The following is a 22,582-nucleotide window of genomic DNA, read 5'->3' as shown; positions in this document are numbered from 1 at the left end:
ACTATATGAAATTTCCAAAGAGTCATTCTTTACAAGAAATTGCCAATTTGCTTAATTGCAAATTTATTGGCGACAAAGACTTTCAAGTTTTAGGCATGAACGAGATACACGTTGTAGAGCCTGGAGATATTGTTTTTGTTGACCATCCAAAATATTATGATAAGGCTTTGCAGTCGGCTGCAACTATTGTTTTGATAAACAAAGAAGTAGAATGTCCAGAGGGTAAAGCGCTTTTAATTTCTGATGATCCATTTAGAGATTTTAATATTCTTACCAAGCATTTTAAGCCGTTTCAGTTTGCTAATGTTGCCATTGCTTCTTCTGCACAAATAGGAGAGGGAACAGTTATACAGCCTAATACTTTTGTTGGAAACCATGTGAAAATTGGTAAAAACTGCCTGATACATTCTAATGTTTCTATTTACGACCATACTGTAATTGGCGATAATGTTATTATACATGCTGGAACCATTTTAGGAGCCGATGCTTTTTATTATAAAAAACGTCCTGAAGGTTTCGATCAGTTAATTTCTGGTGGAAGAGTTGTTATTGAAGATAATGTTGGTATCGGTGCTTTGTGTACTATCGATAAAGGCGTTACTGGAGATACCACAATTGGTGCAGGTACTAAACTAGATAATCAAGTGCATGTTGGACATGATACCGTAATTGGCAAAAAATGTCTGATTGCTTCGCAAACTGGTATTGCGGGCTGTGTAATTATTGAGGACGAAGTAACTTTGTGGGGACAAGTAGGAACCACAAGCGGTATTACAATTGGGGCAAAAGCGGTTGTAATGGGGCAGACAGGTGTAACTAAGTCGGTTGAAGGCGGAAAATCCTATTTTGGTACTCCAATTGAAGAGTCAAGAGAAAAATTGAAACAATTAGCCAATATCAAGAAGATTCCTGAAATTTTAAGTAAATTGAAGTAATATGTCTATTAAAGAATTTGTTCAGAAATTTTATAAGTCAGATGCCCTAATTGATAGCGAAATTTTAAAAACATATCTGCATCCTGACGTTACATTGGAGTGGAATAGCAGTAAAGGTTTTATTAAGATGGACTATAATGCTATAATAGAAATGGCTAACGATCTGAGTCGTGCTTATGTACGATCTAAAGTGAGAATAAGCCATATTATTTCTGAAGATGATTTAGTATCAGTGCGTTATTCTCATTTCGTGAAAACAATTGAGAATCCGCGAGAGGAAATGCTTTTGGCGCATTTTGCAACAATCTGGCAGATAAAAGATGATAAACTTTATAAAGGTTATCAAATGAGTCAATTTTCTTAATATTTTTTTGACAATAAAAGAGGCAAAATACATTACAAAACCTTATTTTTGCAACACAAATTTAAAAACTACATAAAATATATATCATGAGTGTTTTAGTTAATAAAGATTCCAAAATAATTGTTCAGGGATTTACAGGGAGCGAAGGAACTTTCCACGCTTCTCAAATGATTGAGTACGGTACTAATGTTGTTGGAGGTGTAACTCCAGGAAAAGGTGGTACTAGCCATTTAGATCGTCCAGTTTTTAATACAGTAAAAGATGCTGTTGATCAAGCTGGTGCTGATACTTCTATCATTTTTGTTCCGCCAGCTTTTGCTGCTGATGCAATTATGGAAGCTGCTGATGCTGGAATTAAAGTAATTATTGCTATTACAGAAGGAATTCCTGTAGCAGATATGATTAAAGCAAATAATTATGTTAAAGAAAGAAATTCAAGATTAATTGGTCCAAACTGTCCAGGTGTAATTACTCCAGGTGAAGCTAAAGTTGGTATTATGCCAGGTTTCGTTTTCAAAAAAGGAACAGTTGGTATCGTTTCTAAATCTGGAACTTTAACTTATGAAGCTGCTGACCAAGTTGTAAAACAAGGTTTAGGAATCACTACAGCTATTGGTATTGGTGGAGATCCAATTATTGGAACTACAACTAAAGAAGCTGTTGAATTATTAATGAACGATCCGGAAACTGAAGCTATCATCATGATTGGTGAAATCGGTGGACAACTTGAAGCTGATGCTGCAAGATGGGTAAAAGCTGATGGTAACCGTAAACCAGTTATTGGTTTTATCGCTGGAGAAACTGCTCCTGCTGGTAGAACAATGGGTCATGCAGGTGCTATTGTTGGTGGTTCTGATGATACTGCTGCTGCTAAAAAACAAATCATGAGAGACAACGGAATTCACGTTGTTGATTCACCAGCTGAAATTGGTAAAAAAGTAAAAGAAGTATTAGGATAATCTCCAAATATTCAAAATAACAAATTCCAGAAAAGTCTCAATATTTTGTTGAGACTTTTTTCCATTTAAAAATACTGAGGTATAAAAACTAAAAACTTAGCTTCTATTACCTCAGTCCCGATAGCTATCGGGATAGAAGCTTAAAAAAGAAATATGTACAAAGAATTAGAAAAATTTAAATCAACAAATAGTTTTACTTTTACTGTAAACGATAGTTTAGAAGAAGCTTGCAACGCTCCAGAAGGAAGCGCAGGAATTTTTGTTGTTTACGCTGTTGAAGGTGATGCAAAAGAACTGATCATGGTTGGTTCTACAGGAACTGTTCAGAATGACGGAACTTTAAAAAGCAAAAATGGTGGACTATACGACAAAATCGTAAACGGACATCAGTTTGCTAAAACAGGAAGAAAATACTCTTGGCCAGCGCAAATGAAATTAGAAAATATTTCTGAGCTTGAAGTAGTTTGGTACGAGACTTTTAATGCAGATGCAAAAGCAATTCCCACTGCTGTTGAAGGACAGGTTTTGCAAAATTTCTTAGATGAAAATGGTAAATTGCCAAGATGGAATGTTGCTTTTTAAGTTGCTTTCAAACTTAAAAATATTTAAAAAGGCCTCGCTAAATTAATTAGTGAGGCCTTTTTTATTTTGCTAGGTTTTTAATTTTTGGTTTTATATTTTTAACGACCAAAAACAAATTTATGATCAAAAATTACCTGCTTTTTTTTATTTTATTTAGTGTGCTTTCTTTAAATGCACAAGTTTTAAATTTTTCAGATTCCAAATTCAAAGAAAAATTATTGCAATCTGATACATTCAATGCGATAGCTAAAGATGAAAATCAGAGGAACATTAAGATAGATTCTAACGACGATGGTGTTATTGAACAGTCGGAAGTCATGAGAGTTTTTTGGCTTAATGTTGAAAATTCAAATATTACTTCCCTAGAAGGAATTAAAAACTTTCAAAATTTGCAAACGATTTCATGTGGAGGTAATCAGATTTCTACTCTTGATGTAAGTGATTTAAAAAATCTTAAGAATTTAAATTGCTATAATAGTCAAGTAACTGCGTTAAATCTTTCTGGCTTAACGAAACTCGAATTTTTAAACTGTAATAAAAATAAGTTAACGGAATTAAATTTTAATGATTTAGAATCTATCGTTGATATTTTTTGTTCAGAGAATGAGCTTTCTTTAATTGATGTAAAGCATTCTGCAAAACTTAGAAATTTATTTTGCAGTAACAATAAAATTGAAACATTAGATTTGAATAATTATTTAAATCTTGCAGGTTTAGAATGTTCAAATAATAAAATTTCTGTATTAGATGTAAGCCGTTTGTCCAATTTGGAAGGCCTATATTGTTCTAATAACTCTATTTCTGCTCTAGAAATAAGTCATTTAACTAAACTGCAAAGATTATACTGTTATTTTAATAATTTGACCTTCCTCGATTTTACTAATTCGCTTTACATCGAAGAAATAGTAGCAAATCAGAATCAATTATCAACGATTAATTTAAAGAATTTAAGCTATTTAAAAAGATTAGAAATTGGAGCAAATAAACTAACTTCTTTAGATTTAACAGGATCAACTAGAATACTTGAAACGTTAACAATTAATAATAATAGTTTTGAGAATTTAATTGTTGATTCATCAAAATTAACTAATCTTTTAACTTTGAATTTTAGTTTTAGCGGTAACGTTAAAATAGATATTTCAGCATTAAAAAAGTTAAAGTATTTATTTTGCAACGGCTTAAATTTAGAAACAATCAATCTAAATGAAATGTCTAATCTTGAAGTTTTAGAATGCGGTGAGAATAAATTAACAAGTTTAGATGTTAGTAATTTGTTTAAATTAAGAACCTTACGATGTCATCAGAATAATCTAACATCGATCAATTTTGGAGAGATAAAAAATTTGCAGGGAATTGATTGTTACAATAATCAATTTGTGTCTGTAGATTTTGGTTCGTTACCAAAATTGATGAATTTAAATTTCAATAATAATCGATTTTTAGAATCAGCTTTTTTGAAAAATGGTAGTATAGAATCTGTATTAAATATTTCAGGGAATCTTAATTTGAAATATATCTGTTGCGATGATAATCAGATTGTTCAAATTCAAAATTTGGTAAGACAAAATAATTATAAAAATTGTAATGTAAATTCATACTGTTCGTTTGTTCCAGGCGGTGAAAGTTTTTTAATTACAGGTAATGCTACAATCGATTTTAATAAAAATGGATGTGATAGTAACGATTTGCCAGCTTCTCAAATTAGATTAAAGATTTCTGACGGAACCAAAGATGGAATTATATTCACTGATGAAAAAGGAAATTATTCAATCTCAGTTAATGCAGGTAGATATACAATTTCACCAATTTTAGAAAATTCAGATTATTTTTCAGTTTATCCAAATAGTATTGATTTTGAATTTACTAGCTTTTCAAATACTTTAATTCAAGATTTTTGTTTTACGCCTAATAATGCTAATAATGATCTGGAAGTTAATATGATTCCAGTTGAAGTTGCAAGACCCGGTTTTGACGCTACTTATAAAATTATTTCAAAAAATAAAGGAAATACGGTTCAGTTTGGTGCTGTTGTACTTAATTTTGACGATTCAATTTTAGATTTTGTTTCTTCGAATTCTGCAATTTCTAGCCAAACTTCTGGTAAATTAGTTTGGGATTTTTCAGATCTAAAACCATTTGAAAGCAGAGAAATTGATTTAGTTTTAAATGTAAATTCTCCAACTGAAACTCCAGCTGTAAACAATGGAGATGTTTTAAAATACAGTTTAGCAGTAAGTTCTTCTGAAACAGATGAAAAACCTTTGGATAATATTTTTGAACTTAATCAAACTGTTGTAGGATCTTATGACCCAAATGATAAAACGTGTTTAGAAGGAAATGTAATTAAGCCAGAACTTATTGGCAAATATGTACATTATTTAATTCGTTTTGAAAATACAGGAACTTATAAAGCTGAAAATGTTGTAATTAAAGATGTAATTGATTTGTCAAAATTTGACATTTCTTCATTGGTTCCTACTAGTGCAAGTCATTCTTATACGACTAAAATTTCTGATAGCAACAAAGTAGAATTTATCTTCGAAAAAATAGATCTTCCTTTTGATGATGCTAATAATGACGGCTACATCGCTTTCAAAATAAAAACATTGCCGACTTTACAGATTGGCGATTCTTTTGCAAATGAAGCAAATATCTATTTTGATTATAACTTTCCAATTTTGACCAATAAAGAAACCTCAACATTTAAGACTTTAGGGACGCAAGATTTTGAGTTTACATCTTATTTTTATGCTTATCCAAATCCGTCTCAAAATTTTTTGAATATAACTTCAAAAGATACAATCGAAATACAATCTATGGCTGTTTATAATCTTTTAGGACAATTAGTTTTGACAATTCCAAATGCTCATAATGTTGCTAAAATTGATATTTCTAGATTTCAATCGGGAAATTACATTCTTCAAGTTAAAACTGACAAAGGAAGTTCTGCAATGAAATTTATTAAGATTTAAGAAAAAATATTTTTAGTCTCTTTATGTAGCCTTATTTCGATAAGGCTTTTTTTGTGCTTAATTTTTTCCATTAAAAATGAAAAAGTCTCTTTAGTTAATTAAAATTTAAATTATAGTAAATTTAAGTTTAATCAAAAAATGAAGGGCAAATACTGATAAATTTAGAAAAAGTTACGATTTTTTGTAATTAATTGGGTTTTGATTATTTGCTTTTCTATATTTATCACACAAAAACAAAAAATAATGTTAAAAATTTGAATCTTTTTGCTTGAGCTAAATTAAATGGAATGTAAAACACTTGTTTATTTTTTGTTAAATTAAGTATTTCCATTCATTCGATTTAATTATAAAAAGATCAAAAAAATGAAATGTGATTTAATTGCTGAAATAATCAAGTTATTTTAAGAAGTCTCTTAAATAATTTGATTCTTACGCCCCCAAAACTTTTTCTATGAGCCAAATTTTAAAAAACAAGGTTTTAGACGATTTCATTTTGTGGAATAATCTGAAGAACGGTGATGAGAAATCATTCTCTCTGCTTTTTGAAAAATACTATAGAGACTTAATCAGTTACGGTAATTCGCTTTGCCCATATGCTGAAAAAGTGCAGGATTGTATTCAAGATGTTTTTGAAGATATCTGGCTTTATCGCGGCTCTCTGCAAGATAATGTTATTGTTAAGGCTTATTTGCTTTCTAGTGTCAGAAAGAGAATTGCGCGTCTGCATGAAAGAGATCACGTGTTTAGAAAAACAACAACTACCGATGCTTTAGAATTTCTTTTTGACTTTTCTATAGAAAATGATTTGGTTGAAGACGAAGTAACGGCAGAACGTGTCTTGCTTTTGAATAAATTACTAAACGATTTGCCAGGCCGTCAGAAAGAAGCTCTGTATTTGCGCTATCACCAAGGATTGAGCGTAGATCAAATAGCAGATTTATTAGACGTAAATTATCAGTCTGCGAGTAATCTTTTGCACCGAGGTCTGCTAAGTCTTCGTAAAGAATGGAAAGGCAGTATTCCGCTTCTAGTCCTTATATCTTCAGGGCTTTTTTAAAAATTTAAGAAAATATCAAAAAAAAATCTTAAATAGGTGAGTATATAATAAAAAAAATGTCCTCTATGTTTTTGTAACCCTAATAGTGTGATGCAAAAACGTAACAATTATACTGAAATAGAAGACTTTTTAGCCGATGAATCTTTTCGATTATGGATTTTATCTAAGATTGATGAACAAGGCTGGGAAGAATGGACTTTGGAAAATCGTCAAAGAGCCAAACTTGTAGAAGATGCAAGGCTTGTGCTGCTGGCGATGCGAGTTCCAGAATCTAATTTATCTTCAAATGAAGTTCATGAAGCCTTACAGGAAACTTGGCGTAGAATTGAACAAAAAGAAGAGCTTTCTCTAAAAGCTTCAAAAATCAAAAAACTAAAATTGCAGAGATACTGGATCAGCGGGGTGGCAGCGGCTATTCTCGTTGGGATTTTCTCTATCTGGTTTTTTAAAAATAACATTATAACAACTGATAATGTTGTTACCTACAACGAACTGGTTCATGATAACGATGAAGGTTTGGTGGAGCAGACCAACAATTCTGAAAAATCGCAGATCATTACTTTATCTGATGGAAGTTCGGTTTTATTACAGCCCAATAGTAAATTAAGTTACCCTAAAATCTTTACCGGAAACGAAAGAAAGGTGTATTTATCCGGCGAAGGTTTCTTTGAAATTAGTAAAAATCCTAAAAAGCCTTTTTTTGTTTACGCTAACGAAATTGTAACTCGAGTTGTTGGTACAAGCTTTAGAATAAAAGCTTATCCAGACCAACAAAACGTTGAAGTTTTAGTTCGCACCGGTAAAGTTAAGGTAAAATCCAATGATTTAGTTCGTACTTCGGAAAACAGAGAGATTGTTTTATTACCGAATCAGGCATTGCGTTTTGCTCGTAAAGAATTAGTGTTTAATAAAATAACCAATATTACTGAAGATCCGATTTTAGTAAATAGTGTTAGAAATATTGAACAGTTAAGCTTTGAATTTACTGATATTCCGGTAGAACAAATTCTTGAAACTATCGAGCAGGCGTATTTAGTAGACATCGATTTTCCGCACGATAAACTGAAAGATTGCCGATTAACCACTTCTTTAAGCGATCAGCCTTTGGCGGAAAAGCTAAAAATAATTTGTAAAAGTATTGGCAACGATACCAATTATGAAATGAATGGAAATCAAATCGTAATTACGACTTCTGGCTGTAACTAGAGTTCGAAATTCGATTAAAATAGAAACCAAAATTAACTAATTAATAAAACTAAAAATAATTTGTAACTGCCTATGTAAAAAATGAATACATAAAAAAAGTGCCGAGAATGCTGTAACATTATCGACACTTAAATCTGAATAAATTACGCTCTGTAAAGCGTACTTTATGATGTTTCTTAAAATACACTCGAATAGTATTAATCAAAACAAACCAAAATTATGAAAAAACCTGTTGTCAAGCAACGATTACTTCACCAAATCATGAAAATAACGCTGTTTCAGTTTGTGTTAGCGCTTGTATTTTCAAGCGTTACTCTCGCAAATAATGTAAATGGGCAGAAAAAATTAGATACTAAAGTAACTATCACAGTTGAAAACCTAACTTTAGACAATGCTTTATCAAAAATTGAAAAGTCTGCTCATGTAAAATTTTCTTATAACTCAAGACTTCCACAACTAGGAGAGAAGGTTAGTATAGAAGCAACCCAAGAAACTCTGTCAAGTATTTTGAGCAGAATATTGGTTCCTTTTAATATTACTTTCTCAGAAGTAAGCAATCAGATTGTGCTGCAAAAAAGTGCTGTTTCTTTTTCTAGTGCTAATAATCATGATTCTTTGTTCGAAATTTTGACTTTCGGCCCAATTATCAAAGGGAAAGTTACAGATCAATCTGGTGCGCCACTTCCTGGTGCAACTGTTATGGCAAAAGGAACGAAAACTGCTGTATTGACAGATTTTGATGGAAACTTTTCTATCGAAATGCCTGCTAGCGTAAACCGTTTGGTTATTTCTTATGTTGGTATGGAAACGAAAGAAATTGGAATTGATAATCCTACGCCAACTGTAGTTTTAACAGAAGCGGGACAAAACCTTAAAGAAGTTGTAGTTACAACGGGTTACGAAAAAACTTCAAAAAGAACATTTACTGGAGCAATCAGTAAAATTTCGGGTGCAGAATTAAAAGTTGATGGTGTTGTAGATGTGAGTAGAATGATTGAAGGAAAAGCGGCGGGAGTTACTGTACAAAACGTTACAGGATCTTTTGGTGCTACTCCAAAAATTACCGTTCGTGGTTCTTCTTCTATCTTTGGAGATACCAAGCCATTATGGGTTATTGATGGTGTTGTTCAAGAAGATATTATCAATGTTACATTTGCAGATTTAGCTTCTGGAAACTCGGCAACATTATTGAGTTCTGCAGTTGCAGGTTTAAATGCAAATGATATTCAAAGCATTGAAATTCTTAAAGATGCATCGGCTACTTCAATCTATGGTTCAAGATCGTTAAATGGAGTTGTAGTTGTTACAACAAAACAAGGACGAAGAGATTCTCCTTTAAAAATAAACTATTCTGTAGAAAATACAGTTAGAACCGTACCAAGTTATACGCAGTTTGATATTTTGAATTCTCAAGAATCTATGAGTGTTTTTCAAGAAATGAGAACTAAAGGTTATTTAGATCAAAGTTCATCATTAACGGCTAGATTTAGTGGTGTATATGGTATTTTGGCAAAACAGATTAATTTGTATGATACTTCTAATGGCCAGTTTGGAATTAGAAATGAACAGCCTTATATCAATCAATTTTTACAGAAATATGAATTGGCTAACACCGATTGGTTTAAAGTTTTATTTCGACCATCAATTACTCAAAACCACTCTTTAAGCTTTTCTGGAGGTGGAAAAAATAATACTTTTTATGCTTCTTTAGGCTATTATACAGATCCAGGATGGACTGTGGCAGATAATGTAAAACAATTATCAGCAAACATTAAAGGTACATTTTACATCAATGATAAATTAAATATTACTTTATCAACTTTAGGGTCGATGCGTGATCAAGATGCTCCTGGTGCTTACGATAGCAAAAATGACCTTGTATTTGGTAAAGTAACCAGAGATTTTGACATCAACCCATTTAATTATGTATTAAGCACAAGCAGAACATTAAGACCTTATGATGATAACGGAAACCTAGAATATTATCAAAATAACTGGGCGCCAATGAATATTCTTAACGAATTGGAAAATAATACTTTAGATATTAAAGTAAATGATATTCGTTTTCAAGCTGATTTAGATTATAAAATCAATAAAAACTTAAGCTACAACCTTACAGCTTCAGCACGTTATGCTAATACTTCAAGAGAGCACAAAATCTACGAAGGTTCAAACGTAGTAGGCGCTTATAACGCGGGAGTGGGTGAAACTTTGAATACTCAAATCCAGAAAGACAATGTGTTTTTATATCAAAATCCAAATGATTTAACAGCGCCTAAAGTTTCTGTATTGCCAAATGGAGGCTTTTTAAGAAAGTTTACTAATGACATGACTTCTTATAATGTGAGAAACAGTATTACCTACAGAAATACATTTAATGAAAAACATGAATTAGAAGGATTCTTCGGTACAGAATTTAGATCTGTAGATAGAAATAATGACAACTTTACTGCTGCAGGTATTCAATTCGAAAAAGGTCTTACTTCTTTTGTTGATCCTAAATTGATTGAAAAATTGGTAAATGAAGGAAACTCTTACTATGAGTTTGGAGCAGAAAGAGAGCGTACTGTTGGTTTCTTTGGAAAAGTCGGATATACTTACGATCGTCGTTATACAGCTTCTATTACTGGCCGTTATGATGGTTCGAACAGACAGGGAGATACTGGTTCTTCTAGATGGTTGCCTACATATACGGTGAGTGGTAAATGGAATGTTAAAGAAGAAAGTTTCATGAAAGATGTTGAGCCTATTAACACATTGGCACTTAGAGCATCTTACGGTTTAACAGCTACTGCTGGACCAGCAACAAACTCATTGGCAATTTTTAAAAGTTTCATCACAGACCGTTTTGCAGTTGGGGATAGAGAGAATGCAATTCGTATAGAAGATTTGCAAAATAAAGATTTGACATGGGAAAAACAGTATGAAACCAATATTGGTGTTGATCTTGGAATGTTTAGAAACAGAGTGCAGTTTACAACAGACATTTACCGTCGTAAAGCATTCGATTTGATCGATTATGTAATTACATCAGGAGTTGGAGGAGAATCTATAAAGCAAGGTAACAATGCAGACATGGAAACTAAAGGTCTTGAAATTGGTTTTACTACTCAAAACATAGTTTCAAAAGATTTTAAATGGTCTACTACAGTTAACTTTTCTGTTTTCGATCAAAAAATCACAAAATTGGCTAACAAACCAGCAGTATTTGATTTGATTGCTACAAACGGAGGAAATACAGTAGGACATCCTAGAAACTCATTGTATTCTTATCAATTTACAGGTTTGAACAATGAAGGACTTCCGACTTTTATTTTACAAGATGGAGCAGAAAACAATATTACAGAGGCAGATTTTCAAGATACAAATGATGTAACCAAGTATTTGAAATATGAGGGATCTGTAGAGCCTAATAAATCTATTGGTTTTGCTAACACATTTACTTATAAAAGCTGGTCATTGTATGTATTCGTTGTAGGATCTGGAGGAAACAAAGTAAGATTAAACCCTGTGTATAGCAACAAATATACAGATCAAACAGTATTTACAAAAGACTTTGCAAACAGATGGATTAGCCCAGGAGACGAAAATTATACCAACGTTCCTGTTATTGCAGATAAATTATTGAATAGAAATTATGGTGCAAGCGATTTACAGATTGCTTATAATACTTATAATTTCTCTGATGCTAGAATTGCAAGCGGTGACTTTGTACGTTTAAAAAACATCTCTTTAAGCTGGGAATTCCCAAGTGATTACAAGAGAAAATTAGGATTATCAACTTTTACGTTGAAAGGTTCGGCGGTTAATCCTTGGCTGATTTATTCAGATAAAAAATTAAACGGACAAGATCCTGAATTCCGTAACACAGGAGGGGTAGCTTTCCCAATTACGGCACAATATACTTTTGCAATTAATATTTCATTCTAATACTAAATTGATTATGAAAAATATAAAAATAGCACTGTCATTATTATTACTGATTACGATTAGCAGTTGTGATGATTTTCTTTCAGAAGTGCCAGACAATAGAACACAGATAGATACTCCAGAAAAAATATCAGAATTATTAGTTACTGCTTATCCGAACAGATCCTATTTTCCGATTGCGGAAGTAATGTCGGATAATGTCTATGATACAGAATCAAAACAATCTGTGAGTATCATTAATGAGGAGAGTTACAACTGGGAAATGCAGAGCCAAATCGGGACGGATAGCGAAAATGCATTCTGGATAGCATCTTATGAATCAATTGCTGCGGCGAATCTGGCTTTAGACGCTATTGAAAAATTAGGCGGTCAAGCTAGTTTGAATCCGCAAAAAGGAGAAGCATTAATAGCAAGAGCTTACAATCATTTTATGCTAGTTTCATTATGGTCAAATCGTTATAATCCAGCAACCGCAGGTACAGATTTGGGAGTTCCATATATCACTAAACCAGAAACGGAACTATTGGTAAAATATAAACGTAACACTGTTAAAGAAGTATTCGACTTTATTGAGCAAGATATTAATGAAGGAATGAAATACATTACAAGTGAATATAAAGAGCCAAAATATCACTTTACAGTTGAAGCTGCTAAAGCATTTGCGTGTCGTTTTTACTTAATTAAAGGGGATTGGGATAAGGTGTTGGAATATTCTGAAGGACTTGGTTCTAAACCGACAAAAATCAGAAATTATACTGCTTTTAATGCTGTAGCTTTTGCTCAAATGCCAATTGAATATTCAAGAGTTGAACAAGAAACAAATTTATTGGTAGCTTATCCAAACTCAATAGCGAACAGATCTGCAGCATACAGGTTTGCGCTTCCTGGAAATAGATCTGATGAAATATTTGGAACGCAAACTAACGTATGGGCAAAACCTCATTTAATTAGACCAAATGGACAATATTTTGGAGGTGTCAATGTATTTGTTCCGAAGCTTTATGAGTATTTTAAATACACCAATTTGACATCTCGTACAGGTGAGCCTTACACTGGTTCTGTATTATTTAGTAATGATGAAATGTATTTAAATCGTATTGAAGCCTTAGTAATGAAAAATAGAATTGCTGAAGTGAATACAGAATTAGGATACTTCTTAGGAACTAGAACTTCAGGATATAGTGCGACAACAGATCTATTGAATGAAGCAATTATTACAGCTAAATTCCCAGTTGTTGAAAACGAGTTCACTCCATTTTATGAATTATCTGATCTTCAAAAATCGTATATCAAAGCAATTGCAGAAGCAAGAAGAAGAGATTTTATCCGTGAAGGTTTGAGATGGTTTGACATTAAACGATTTAATCTTGTAGTTACACATAATACACTTGAATTTGGAAAAGTGGTAAAAAATAATGTTCTAGAAAAAGACGATAAAAGAAGAGCATTACAAATACCGCTTAGAGCTTCAGATAATGGTATTGAAAAAAATCCTAGGTAAATTTTTAATTAGAAAGTATTATGAAGATATTCAAAACATATAAAACAATAGTCCTTGCAGGCGCCTTATTGCTTGCATCTTGTGCACAAGAAGATCAGCCAAAAGAAAGCCAGTTAGATTTTTCTACACCAGAAAAAACAGAATTGGACAATTGGATTGGCACAAATTTCTTAAATCCTTACAATATCAATGTTTATTACGAATGGAACCAGAATTTGGTAGACGAAAATAGATATTTATACCCTCCGAAAGGAGATAAAGTACAGCCAGCAATGGAAGTGGTAAAGAAAATCTGGATTGATAGCTATAGCACTATCGGAGGAGCAGATTTCGTTAAAAAAATTGCTCCAAGAGAATTTGTACTTGTGGGAGGAGTAAACTTAAATACAAACGGTACTGTAACTCTTGGACTTGCAGAAGCTGGTCAAAGAGTATCTCTTTTTCAAGTTGATAATCTTAACAAAAAGAGCAGAGCAAGTGTAACGCAGTTCATTCACACTATTCAGCACGAATATGTACACATTTTAAACCAGACCAAACCTTTTGACGAGCAAGCTTGGGCAAAATTAACGCCATCTGGATATACTACTAGCTGGTATGTAGAAGCAATTTCGACTTCTAGATCGCTTGGTTTTATTACTAGTTATGCGAGATTAAATATATATGAAGATTTCGCAGAAACAGCAGCAACAATCTTAACCAGTTCAAAAGCAGAGTATGATGCAATTTTAGCAAGTGTAACAGATGCTAATGCAAAAGCTAATATTAAAGCAAAAGAAGCTTTGGTAGTTAAATATTATAAAGATTCTTTCAATATAGACTTTTACGCATTAAGAGATGAAGCTCAAAAAAATACAGATGCTGTAATAAACAATTAAGGACAATAAAATTTTATAAAAATTAATATTATGAAAGTAAAATATATATATAAGTGCTTAATGATCGCTTTTGCAGCTTTGCTTTTAGGATCATGTTCAAGCCCTGAAATAGATGCTAAATTTGATCAAAACGCTACTGATCGATTAAGCGGACGTCAAAAAGAATTAAACGATTTGTTGCTTTCGTCTGCAGACGGTTGGAAAGCTGTTTATTATACTGATAGTACACAATTAGGAGGATGGACACATTTATTTAAATTTTTGCCAGGCGGAAAAGTAGACATGGCATCTGACTTTACAGGTAAAGACGGTGAGATCGACACAAAAATATATCAAAGTCAGTACGAAATGCAGGTTGGAAGTGCTCCGAGTTTAGTTTTTACTACTCAGAATAGAATACATCTTTTGTCTGATGCGAGTAATTATCCAACGGCAGGGCTTCTTGCGAAAGGATATTTAGGAGATTTCCAGTTTTACTACTATGGACAAAAGAATGGGGATATTATTTTTAGAACAAATAGAAATAGCCACTTTCTTCGTTTTGTAAAAGCTACGCCAAAAGATTGGGCAGATTTGTCGGGCAATATTCCAATTATCAAAGCTATTACTGGAGACATGAACAGTCCATTATTTAGATTATTAGAAATAAATGATGGCACAACTACTAAAAATTATGATTTTAGTTATAATCCTAGTGCGCGTTTTGGAACGGGTTATTCTTTAGATCCCGCTGTTAATACAAGTTATGATCTTGCCTTCTCATTTAATCCTTTAGGAGCTTATTCAAAACTTCCATTAGAAGTGAAAGGGCAGAAACTTAGTGATTTTGTTTATAATAGTGCTGCAAATACTTTTGTTGCAACAGGAAAAGATGGAGTATCGGCAACAGTTAAATATACAAATGCGCCACCAAGAGTTACAGATGATTATAAACTATTTTTAAGTGGAAAAGGAAATCCTTATAAATACTTTGGTTATTTACCTGCCTTTTTATCTAATGCTCCAACAACAAGCGATTATTTTAAATATTTAGTAGCGAAAGCAAATGCTGCATTACCAGCAAACCAATCAATTGCAAGTATCTATTTATATTTTAATACAGCTGCAAATCAGACTTATATTAGTTATAATTTCAATGGAGGCAAAGCCGCTATTAATCATGTTGTAAAATCATCAGAAGATGCTGTAAATAAAACTATAATCCTCACACATGATTTTTGGGCAGGTGGAATAGCCGCTCCTGCATTTTTAAAAGAAATTGATGATCAGTTTACAAATCCAAAAGGATTATATGTCAACAAAGAAAACTTTAAAATTCAGTACACCAATGTAATTTACACTTTTACAAGTGCTTCTAGTAGTTTTAGAATGACGGCATATATAATCAATTAATGCAATTAATCAGCAACTCAGAAATGAGTTGCTTTTATCCAGCATAATTTCTGAATCAACTTCTAAAGTTATAGGCATTATGATTTAAAAAAAATTAACACCGTCGCTTATTGTAATTTTCTTTTGGATAGTTGGTCTTCTTATTATAAATCAATACTTCCATGGATATTTAAGACATTATCTCTATTTGTCCATCATAATTGCAATAGGATATATAGTAATGGAAAAGATTATAGAAGATAAAGAAGAAGAAAAGGACGAATAAGTGAAAAGGTTATAAATCGTTGTATTGCTCATTTCATCTTGCAACGAAAATCGCATTCAGGTTTTTTTAGTTTTATTTTTTATTTTGGGGGAAACAGCTCATTTTTAATGAGCTGTTTTTTGTTTTTTAAGGGATAGAAAATTCTAAGCCATTTTTTATATTACAAATTTTATTAAACGCTCAAATAATCTATATTTGTAATTCAAAAAATAAAACGAATACCTTAATATGAAATTACTAGAAGGAAAAGTTGCAATTATTACTGGTGCAAGCCGTGGAATTGGAAAAGGAATTGCAGAAGTTTTTGCTAAACATGGAGCAAACGTTGCTTTTACATACAGCTCATCTGCAGCATCTGCAGAAGCTTTAGAAGCAGAATTAAATAGTTTAGGAGTAAAAGCGAAAGGATACCAATCTAACGCAGCAGATTTTAACGAAGCTCAAACTTTTGTTGATGCTGTTTTAGCTGATTTTGGAACAGTTGACATCTTAATCAACAATGCCGGAATTACAAAAGACAATTTGTTAATGCGTATGTCTGAGGCAGATTTTGACCAAGTAATTGATGTAAACTTGAAATCGGTTTTTAATATGACAAAAGCGATTCAGAAAACTTTCTTGAAACAAAGAGCAGGATCAATCATTAACATTAGTTCTGTTGTTGGAGTTTCTGGAAACGCTGGTCAAACCAATTATGCAGCGTCTAAAGCAGGTGCAATCGGATTTACAAAATCTGTAGCTCTTGAGTTAGGTTCTCGTAACATTCGTTGCAACGCAATTGCTCCAGGTTTTATCGAAACTGAAATGACTGCAAAATTAAGCGAAGATGTAGTAAAAGGATGGAGAGAAGGTATTCCGTTGAAACGCGGAGGAAGCCCAGAAGACGTTGCAAATGCTTGTCTTTTCTTAGCTTCAGACATGAGTGCTTACATTACAGGACAAGTTCTTAATGTTTGCGGAGGAATGCTTACTTAATAAGTTAATTGTTTATGGTTTTTTGTTTATTGTTCAGCAACTCAAAACTATAAATTAAAAACAATAAACTAAAATATACATGACTACAAACACGATTCTTTTATTATTGCTTTCTTTAGTAATTGCTGGTGGTTTGTCGTATTTTCAATATTTTTATAAAGCCAAAAGTAAATCCAATGTGATGATACTTTTGGCTTTTTTACGTTTTTTAGCCATTTTCGGACTGCTGGTTTTATTGATCAATCCGATTATTTCTAAAAACTCGCTCGAAATTACCAAAACACCTTTGGCGGTTGTGGTCGATAATTCGAGTTCTATTGTTGCTTTAAAGTCAGATAAAAAAGCGGTTGAATTGTACCAAAAATTGGTTTCAAATCCTGCTTTAAAAGAAAAATTTGATATTCAAACCTATCAATTTGACAATGATTTTAAAACTTCTGATAAATTTGATTTTAAAGGAAATCAGACCAATTTAGATGAAGTTGCTAAAAATCTAAAAAGCATCAATAAAAACCTGATTTTCCCTACGGTTATTATTACCGACGGAAATCAAACTACAGGAAACGACTATGTATATCGTTTTGATCCTGTCAATAAAGTTTATCCTTTGGTTGTGGGAGATACAACCACTTTTTTTGATTTAAAAATCAATCAGTTAAACGTAAATAAATACGCTTTTCATAAAAATAAATTTCCAGTTGAAGTTTTTCTGCAATATGCCGGAGACAAAACTGCAAATGCAGAATTTACCATTTCGCAGGGAAATACCGTTGTAGCAAAAGAAAAACTATCTTTTTCGCCTTCTAAAAAAACAGCTTCATTAAATTTATTGCTGCCAGCAGATAAAGTTGGATTACAGATTTATAAAGCAAGTATTCAGTCTTCTGCAAAAGAAAAAAACAGTTACAATAATATCAAAAACTTTGCAGTAGAAATCATCGATCAGAAGTCGACAATTGCTATTGTTTCGGCAATAAATCATCCAGATATTGCGGCTTTAAAACGTTCGATAGAAGTTAATGCACAACGTAAGGTAATCTTAGTTAAGCCTAATCAAATTAATGACTTACAAGATGTTTCTGTTTTAGTTTTGTATCAGCCAACAACTGCTTTTAAAGCTATTTTTGACAATAATAAATTAAAAGGAACAAACACCTTTATTATAACAGGAAACAACACCGACTTCAATTTTTTAAATCAGCAGCAAAACAATCTGGTTTTCAAAATGAGCAATCAGCGAGAAGATTTTCTTAGCGAATTCCAATCCGCTTTTAATTTGTTTGCAATTGATAATATTGGTTTTGAGAATTTTCCCCCTTTGCAAAATCCGTTTGGGAATATTACTGCAAACGGAAATGTATCTGTTTTACTTTCTTCAAAAATCAGAAACGTTTCTACCAATGCGCCTTTATTGGCTTTCGCCGAAAATCAAGGGAGAAGAACCGCTTTTCTTTTAGGAGAAAACAGCTGGAAATGGCGTTTGCAAAGTCATGTTGACAATCAGTCTTTTGAAAAGTATGATGTTTTTATTGATAAAATTATCCAATACTTAGCATCGTCGGCTTCAAAAAAATCTTTGGTTGTAACTCATGAAAGTTTTTACAATTCTGGAGAAGAGATTATAATCAACGCGCAATATTTCAATAAAAATTACGAGTTTGACGAAAAAGCCAGATTAACAATCAGCGTTGTTAATGTAGCTACGAAACAAACCAAAAATTACGATTTACTAAAAGGGAGCAATTCTTTTTCAGCAAATTTAGAAGGACTTCCAGCTGGAAAATATAACTTTACAGTAAAAGAATTGAATTCAAATACTTCATACGCAAGCCATTTTGAAATTTTAGATTTTGATATCGAAAAACAATTTGTAAATCCAGATGTTGTTAAACTACAGCAATTAGCGCAGCAAACAGGAGGAAAAGCTTTCTTTGAAGATCAAGCCGATCATTTGATCAATAATCTTTTAGAAAACAAAGAATACAAATCAATCGAGAAAAATATCTCAAGCAAAACGCCAATCATAGACTGGGTTTGGTTGTTGATTTTGATTGCTTCTTTATTGACAATTGAATGGTTTGTTAGGAAGTATAATGGGTTGCTTTAATTTAATTTCTAAAATATTATATGACTAATTTAATTAATTCAGAAATTCCATATAAAGAAATATTATTACTAATACTCGGAACAGTAAGTACATTTTTAGTTTGGAAAATACAATATCAGAAAGAAAAAATAAAAACTATTGAAAGTTTAGTTTCTGATAAGAAATATAAATTGTATTCAGAGTTGATTTATATTTTTTTTGATATTACGCAAGGTGAAAAAATTGGTAAAGCAATGAAGCCACAGGAATTATTAAAAAGGTTATTTGATATAAAAAAGGATATGTTTCTTTACGCACCAGATGAAATATTTAAAATGTTTACACGATGGACTTTGCAAATTGATAAAGGAGAATCTATTGATCAATTTAAAACCTATTTTGAGTTGATAAAATTAGTTAGGAAAGACATGGGACATGTAAAAACTCAAATTGAATTAGATGACTTTATGTTGTTTTATATGCAGAGTGAATCTGAATATAAAAAATTTAAAGAAATTCATAATTGGTGATTTTTTTGGTAATATAATATTCTTTTAAATCTATTATAGATGGACTTCAGGCTAAAAGTATTTTACACCGTTGCGCTCCGCCTTAATTTTACTAAAGCGGCAACGGAATTGTATATTACACAGCCAGCAGTTTCTAAACATATTCAAGAATTAGAAGAACAGTATAAAACCAAACTTTTTGAACGAAATGGTTCTAAGATTGCTTTAACTCCGGCAGGAAAAATTCTCTTAAAGTATACTAAAAGTATTTTTGATCTTTATCGAGAAATAGACTTTGAAATGAGTTCCTTTAATAAAGATCGTCAAGGTTTATTGCGTTTGGGAGCAAGTACAACCATTTCACAATATATTATTTCTCCTGTTTTGGCAAGTTTTCATCAAAAACAAAAAGACATAAAAGTCAATTTGCTAAATGGAAATACCGAACAAATCGAAAATGCTTTAATCAATAAAGAAATTGAAATCGGAATTGTAGAAGGACAATCTAAAAATCAATCCATAAAATACATTCCGTTTTTGAAAGACGAATTGGTTTTGGTCTGCAACAGTAAAAATCCGTTAGTAAAACAAAATGAAATTTCAGTAAACGATTTAAGATCAATGAAATTCATTACCCGAGAGCGTGGATCTGGAACACTTGAGGTTATAGAATTTGCATTGAAAAAAGCTGGATTGAAATTTAGCGACCTGCAAATCGAAATGCAATTAGGAAGTACAGAAAGTATAAAATCGTATTTGCTAAATTCTGATTGTTTTGCCTTTATGTCTATTCATGCCGTAAGTAAAGAATTGACAAACAAAGAATTGATTGTTTTGGATGTTGAAGAATTATCTATAGAAAGGTACTTTTATATTATAACTTTACAAGGGAAATCAGATTCATTGTCAGAACTATTTATTCAAAATTTGGCTTCTCATTATAACTTGAAGTTATAGTCAATTGTAATTTACGATTGGCGATTTCGAAATAAACAGCAGAACTTTGCAGGGTAAATATCAATACCTTTATTTTGAAAACAAAAGAACAAACAACAGTACAATTATTCGAAATTAATCACACACTACAGCAAGTGCTTTTTCTGGTTGTTATTTTCTTATGTTTGTTTTCGATAATTTCTCCGCCAATTGCACTTTTGCTGGGCGTTTTAATTGTCAATCTTTTCGGAAATCCATTTTTAGCATTCAATCATAAAGCAATCACTTTCTTATTGCAGTTTTCTGTAGTCGGTTTAGGGTTCGGAATGAATGCGAATAGCGCAGTTTCAGCAGGAAAAGAAGGGTTTGTTTTAACCGTTTTTTCTATCTTTAGCACTTTACTCTTCGGATTTCTTTTAGGAAAATGGCTTAAAACAGAGAAAAAAACGTCTCATTTAATCTCTTGCGGAACAGCAATTTGTGGAGGAAGTGCCATTGCTGCTATTTCTCCTGTAATCAAATCAAATGAAAATCAGACTTCAATCGCTTTAGGAGTAATTTTTATATTGAATTCAATAGCCTTATTTGTTTTTCCGTTTATCGGACATCAATTAGATTTATCTCAAAAAGATTTTGGCTTATGGTGCGCAATCGCCATTCATGACACTAGTTCTGTGGTGGGTGCGGCAAATAAATATGGAGCAGAAGCACTGCAAGTTGCTACAACCGTAAAATTAGCGAGAGCCCTATGGATTATTCCAATTTCAATTTTAACTGCTTTTTTCTTTAAAAGCAAAAATGCTAAAATCAAAATCCCTTATTTTATCGGTTTATTTATTGTTGCAATGTTAGCAAACACATACATTCCGTCAACAGTAATTTTTGCACCGCATATTGTAGGCATTGCAAAAATCGGTTTAACGATAACTTTATTTTTGATTGGTGCGACTTTAAACTTTGCGACTTTAAAAACGGTAGGGATTAAGCCCTTGCTTCAAGGTGTTTTTCTTTGGATTTTTATAGCCGTTTTAGCTTTAATTTCAATACTTTATTTAGCTTAATATTATTTTAAATTGGAAAATTTTACAATTGGTTTGTCAATAATTTTGTAAAATTTTCCTTTGAAAGAGTAGTTTCTCTCGATTACAAAGTTAAACTGCTTTTTTGTCTTTGCCATTTCTGGTTCGACAGGTAGATCAACTTCGAAATCATCTTCCGTGCCTTTTGCCTTTTTGTACGAGCCTTTAGTAACAATTTTAAAATCTCTGAAAAACTTTTTACCATTATCTGTAATAACTGTATAAGTACTAGACCATTCCGAACTAACACTATTGGTAAGGGAATAATTGTCAATTTCCATTAAAGGCTGATATTTTCCATCAAATCCGGCAATTAAATAAAAATAACCATTGTAAGGAGCGCCTGCGCCACCATTGGCATGAACAAGTGATAAAGCATATTGATCTTCTCCAATTTCAACTAATTTAGGAGTCGGGCATCTCGCAAATGCCCCAAAAGCAGCAACTGCAGGTTGAAAAGATCTCATTTCCCAAACATTATTATTTTTTGCGAATTTTGCTACTCCTAATAATCCGCCAGAAAAACGCCCAGTTTGCAGTCCATCTTCATCATGAACGGAATGATTAAAAGCTAAAATTTTAAACTGATTTCCTTTCGAATCAGTATAATCAATATTTGCTAAAAGTCTTGTAGCGACGCCTTCAGTGTAAGGAAACATTTGATCGCCTTCTACGCCATTTACATCAAGGAAAGGCAAAGGCTTGCAAGATTTACATTTCCAGCTAATGAAAGTATTTTTATCAGAAAGATGATATAAATTGCCAGGAAACAGTTTTTGCATTGTTTTTTCGCCGTTTAACGGATCCGAAACTTTAAGAATTCTTTTTTGATTTAATATAGTGTCGCTAACATTTTTTAGCTCTAAATCAGTTTCTTGCGCAAAGCAAAAAGCAGAAATTAATAGAAAAATATTTAAGGTAATCTGGCGCATAGAATTAAAATTTTTAGAGAAACA

General features: G+C 32.1%; 17 protein-coding genes. 16 read left to right on the top strand and 1 reads right to left on the bottom strand.

Features of this window, described 5'->3' with window-relative positions; all coding sequences use genetic code 11:
• The first annotated feature begins 5 nt into the window (after positions 1-5).
• From ACWA1F_RS07510 to ACWA1F_RS07435, 16 genes are all read left to right on the top strand, one after another.
• Positions 6-935, top strand: a complete 930-nt coding sequence (locus tag ACWA1F_RS07510) for a UDP-3-O-(3-hydroxymyristoyl)glucosamine N-acyltransferase (RefSeq protein WP_456892940.1) — start codon at positions 6-8, stop codon at positions 933-935.
• A gap of 1 nt (position 936) precedes the next feature.
• Positions 937-1,299: a nuclear transport factor 2 family protein gene (locus ACWA1F_RS07505; protein WP_306155222.1), complete on the top strand. Its 363-nt coding sequence runs from the start codon at positions 937-939 to the stop codon at positions 1,297-1,299.
• An 86-nt stretch (positions 1,300-1,385) separates the two neighbouring features.
• Positions 1,386-2,258, top strand: a complete 873-nt coding sequence (gene sucD, locus ACWA1F_RS07500) for a succinate--CoA ligase subunit alpha (RefSeq protein ID WP_057118027.1) — start codon at positions 1,386-1,388, stop codon at positions 2,256-2,258.
• A 153-nt stretch (positions 2,259-2,411) separates the two neighbouring features.
• Entirely contained in the window at positions 2,412-2,840 is a 429-nt protein-coding gene (locus ACWA1F_RS07495) for a hypothetical protein (RefSeq protein WP_456892937.1), read from the top strand.
• Between the two features lie 119 nt (positions 2,841-2,959).
• Positions 2,960-5,812 (top strand): DUF7619 domain-containing protein, encoded by a 2,853-nt coding sequence (locus ACWA1F_RS07490; RefSeq protein ID WP_456892935.1) that lies wholly within the window; start codon positions 2,960-2,962, stop codon positions 5,810-5,812.
• Between the two features lie 451 nt (positions 5,813-6,263).
• Positions 6,264-6,869, top strand: coding sequence for an RNA polymerase sigma factor (locus tag ACWA1F_RS07485; protein ID WP_456892933.1), 606 nt, complete (start codon positions 6,264-6,266; stop codon positions 6,867-6,869).
• Positions 6,870-6,959: 90 nt separating this feature from the next.
• Positions 6,960-8,075: a FecR family protein gene (locus tag ACWA1F_RS07480; RefSeq protein ID WP_456892931.1), complete on the top strand. Its 1,116-nt coding sequence runs from the start codon at positions 6,960-6,962 to the stop codon at positions 8,073-8,075.
• Positions 8,076-8,294: 219 nt separating this feature from the next.
• Positions 8,295-12,005: a SusC/RagA family TonB-linked outer membrane protein gene (locus tag ACWA1F_RS07475; RefSeq protein WP_456892929.1), complete on the top strand. Its 3,711-nt coding sequence runs from the start codon at positions 8,295-8,297 to the stop codon at positions 12,003-12,005.
• 13 nt (positions 12,006-12,018) lie between these two features.
• On the top strand, positions 12,019-13,506 hold the full coding sequence (locus ACWA1F_RS07470) for a RagB/SusD family nutrient uptake outer membrane protein (RefSeq protein ID WP_456892927.1): 1,488 nt from the start codon (positions 12,019-12,021) through the stop codon (positions 13,504-13,506).
• 20 nt (positions 13,507-13,526) lie between these two features.
• Positions 13,527-14,384: a zinc-binding metallopeptidase gene (locus ACWA1F_RS07465; protein WP_456892925.1), complete on the top strand. Its 858-nt coding sequence runs from the start codon at positions 13,527-13,529 to the stop codon at positions 14,382-14,384.
• A 30-nt stretch (positions 14,385-14,414) separates the two neighbouring features.
• The gene (locus ACWA1F_RS07460; protein WP_456892923.1) at positions 14,415-15,776 is read left to right on the top strand and encodes a DUF4302 domain-containing protein; all 1,362 of its coding nucleotides are present in this window, start codon (positions 14,415-14,417) and stop codon (positions 15,774-15,776) included.
• A gap of 493 nt (positions 15,777-16,269) precedes the next feature.
• Positions 16,270-17,016, top strand: a complete 747-nt coding sequence (fabG, locus tag ACWA1F_RS07455) for a 3-oxoacyl-[acyl-carrier-protein] reductase (protein ID WP_456892921.1) — start codon at positions 16,270-16,272, stop codon at positions 17,014-17,016.
• A 79-nt stretch (positions 17,017-17,095) separates the two neighbouring features.
• On the top strand, positions 17,096-19,123 hold the full coding sequence (locus tag ACWA1F_RS07450) for a hypothetical protein (protein WP_456892919.1): 2,028 nt from the start codon (positions 17,096-17,098) through the stop codon (positions 19,121-19,123).
• Between the two features lie 20 nt (positions 19,124-19,143).
• Positions 19,144-19,632, top strand: coding sequence for a hypothetical protein (locus ACWA1F_RS07445; RefSeq protein ID WP_456892917.1), 489 nt, complete (start codon positions 19,144-19,146; stop codon positions 19,630-19,632).
• Between the two features lie 39 nt (positions 19,633-19,671).
• Entirely contained in the window at positions 19,672-20,568 is an 897-nt protein-coding gene (locus ACWA1F_RS07440; protein WP_456892915.1) for a LysR family transcriptional regulator, read from the top strand.
• A gap of 74 nt (positions 20,569-20,642) precedes the next feature.
• Complete coding sequence (locus ACWA1F_RS07435; protein WP_456892913.1) at positions 20,643-21,608, top strand: YeiH family protein; 966 nt, start codon at positions 20,643-20,645, stop codon at positions 21,606-21,608.
• Between the two features lie 2 nt (positions 21,609-21,610).
• On the opposite strand, the gene ACWA1F_RS07430 is transcribed toward ACWA1F_RS07435, so the two are convergent.
• On the bottom strand, positions 21,611-22,558 hold the full coding sequence (locus tag ACWA1F_RS07430) for a hypothetical protein (RefSeq protein WP_456892911.1): 948 nt from the start codon (positions 22,556-22,558) through the stop codon (positions 21,611-21,613).
• Between the last annotated feature and the right edge of the window lie 24 nt (positions 22,559-22,582).

The sequence above is a fragment of the Flavobacterium erigeronis genome (genome assembly GCF_054075165.1).
The sequence above is the reverse complement of the archived record's forward strand: the minus strand, read 5'-3'. Positions and strand labels throughout refer to the sequence as shown.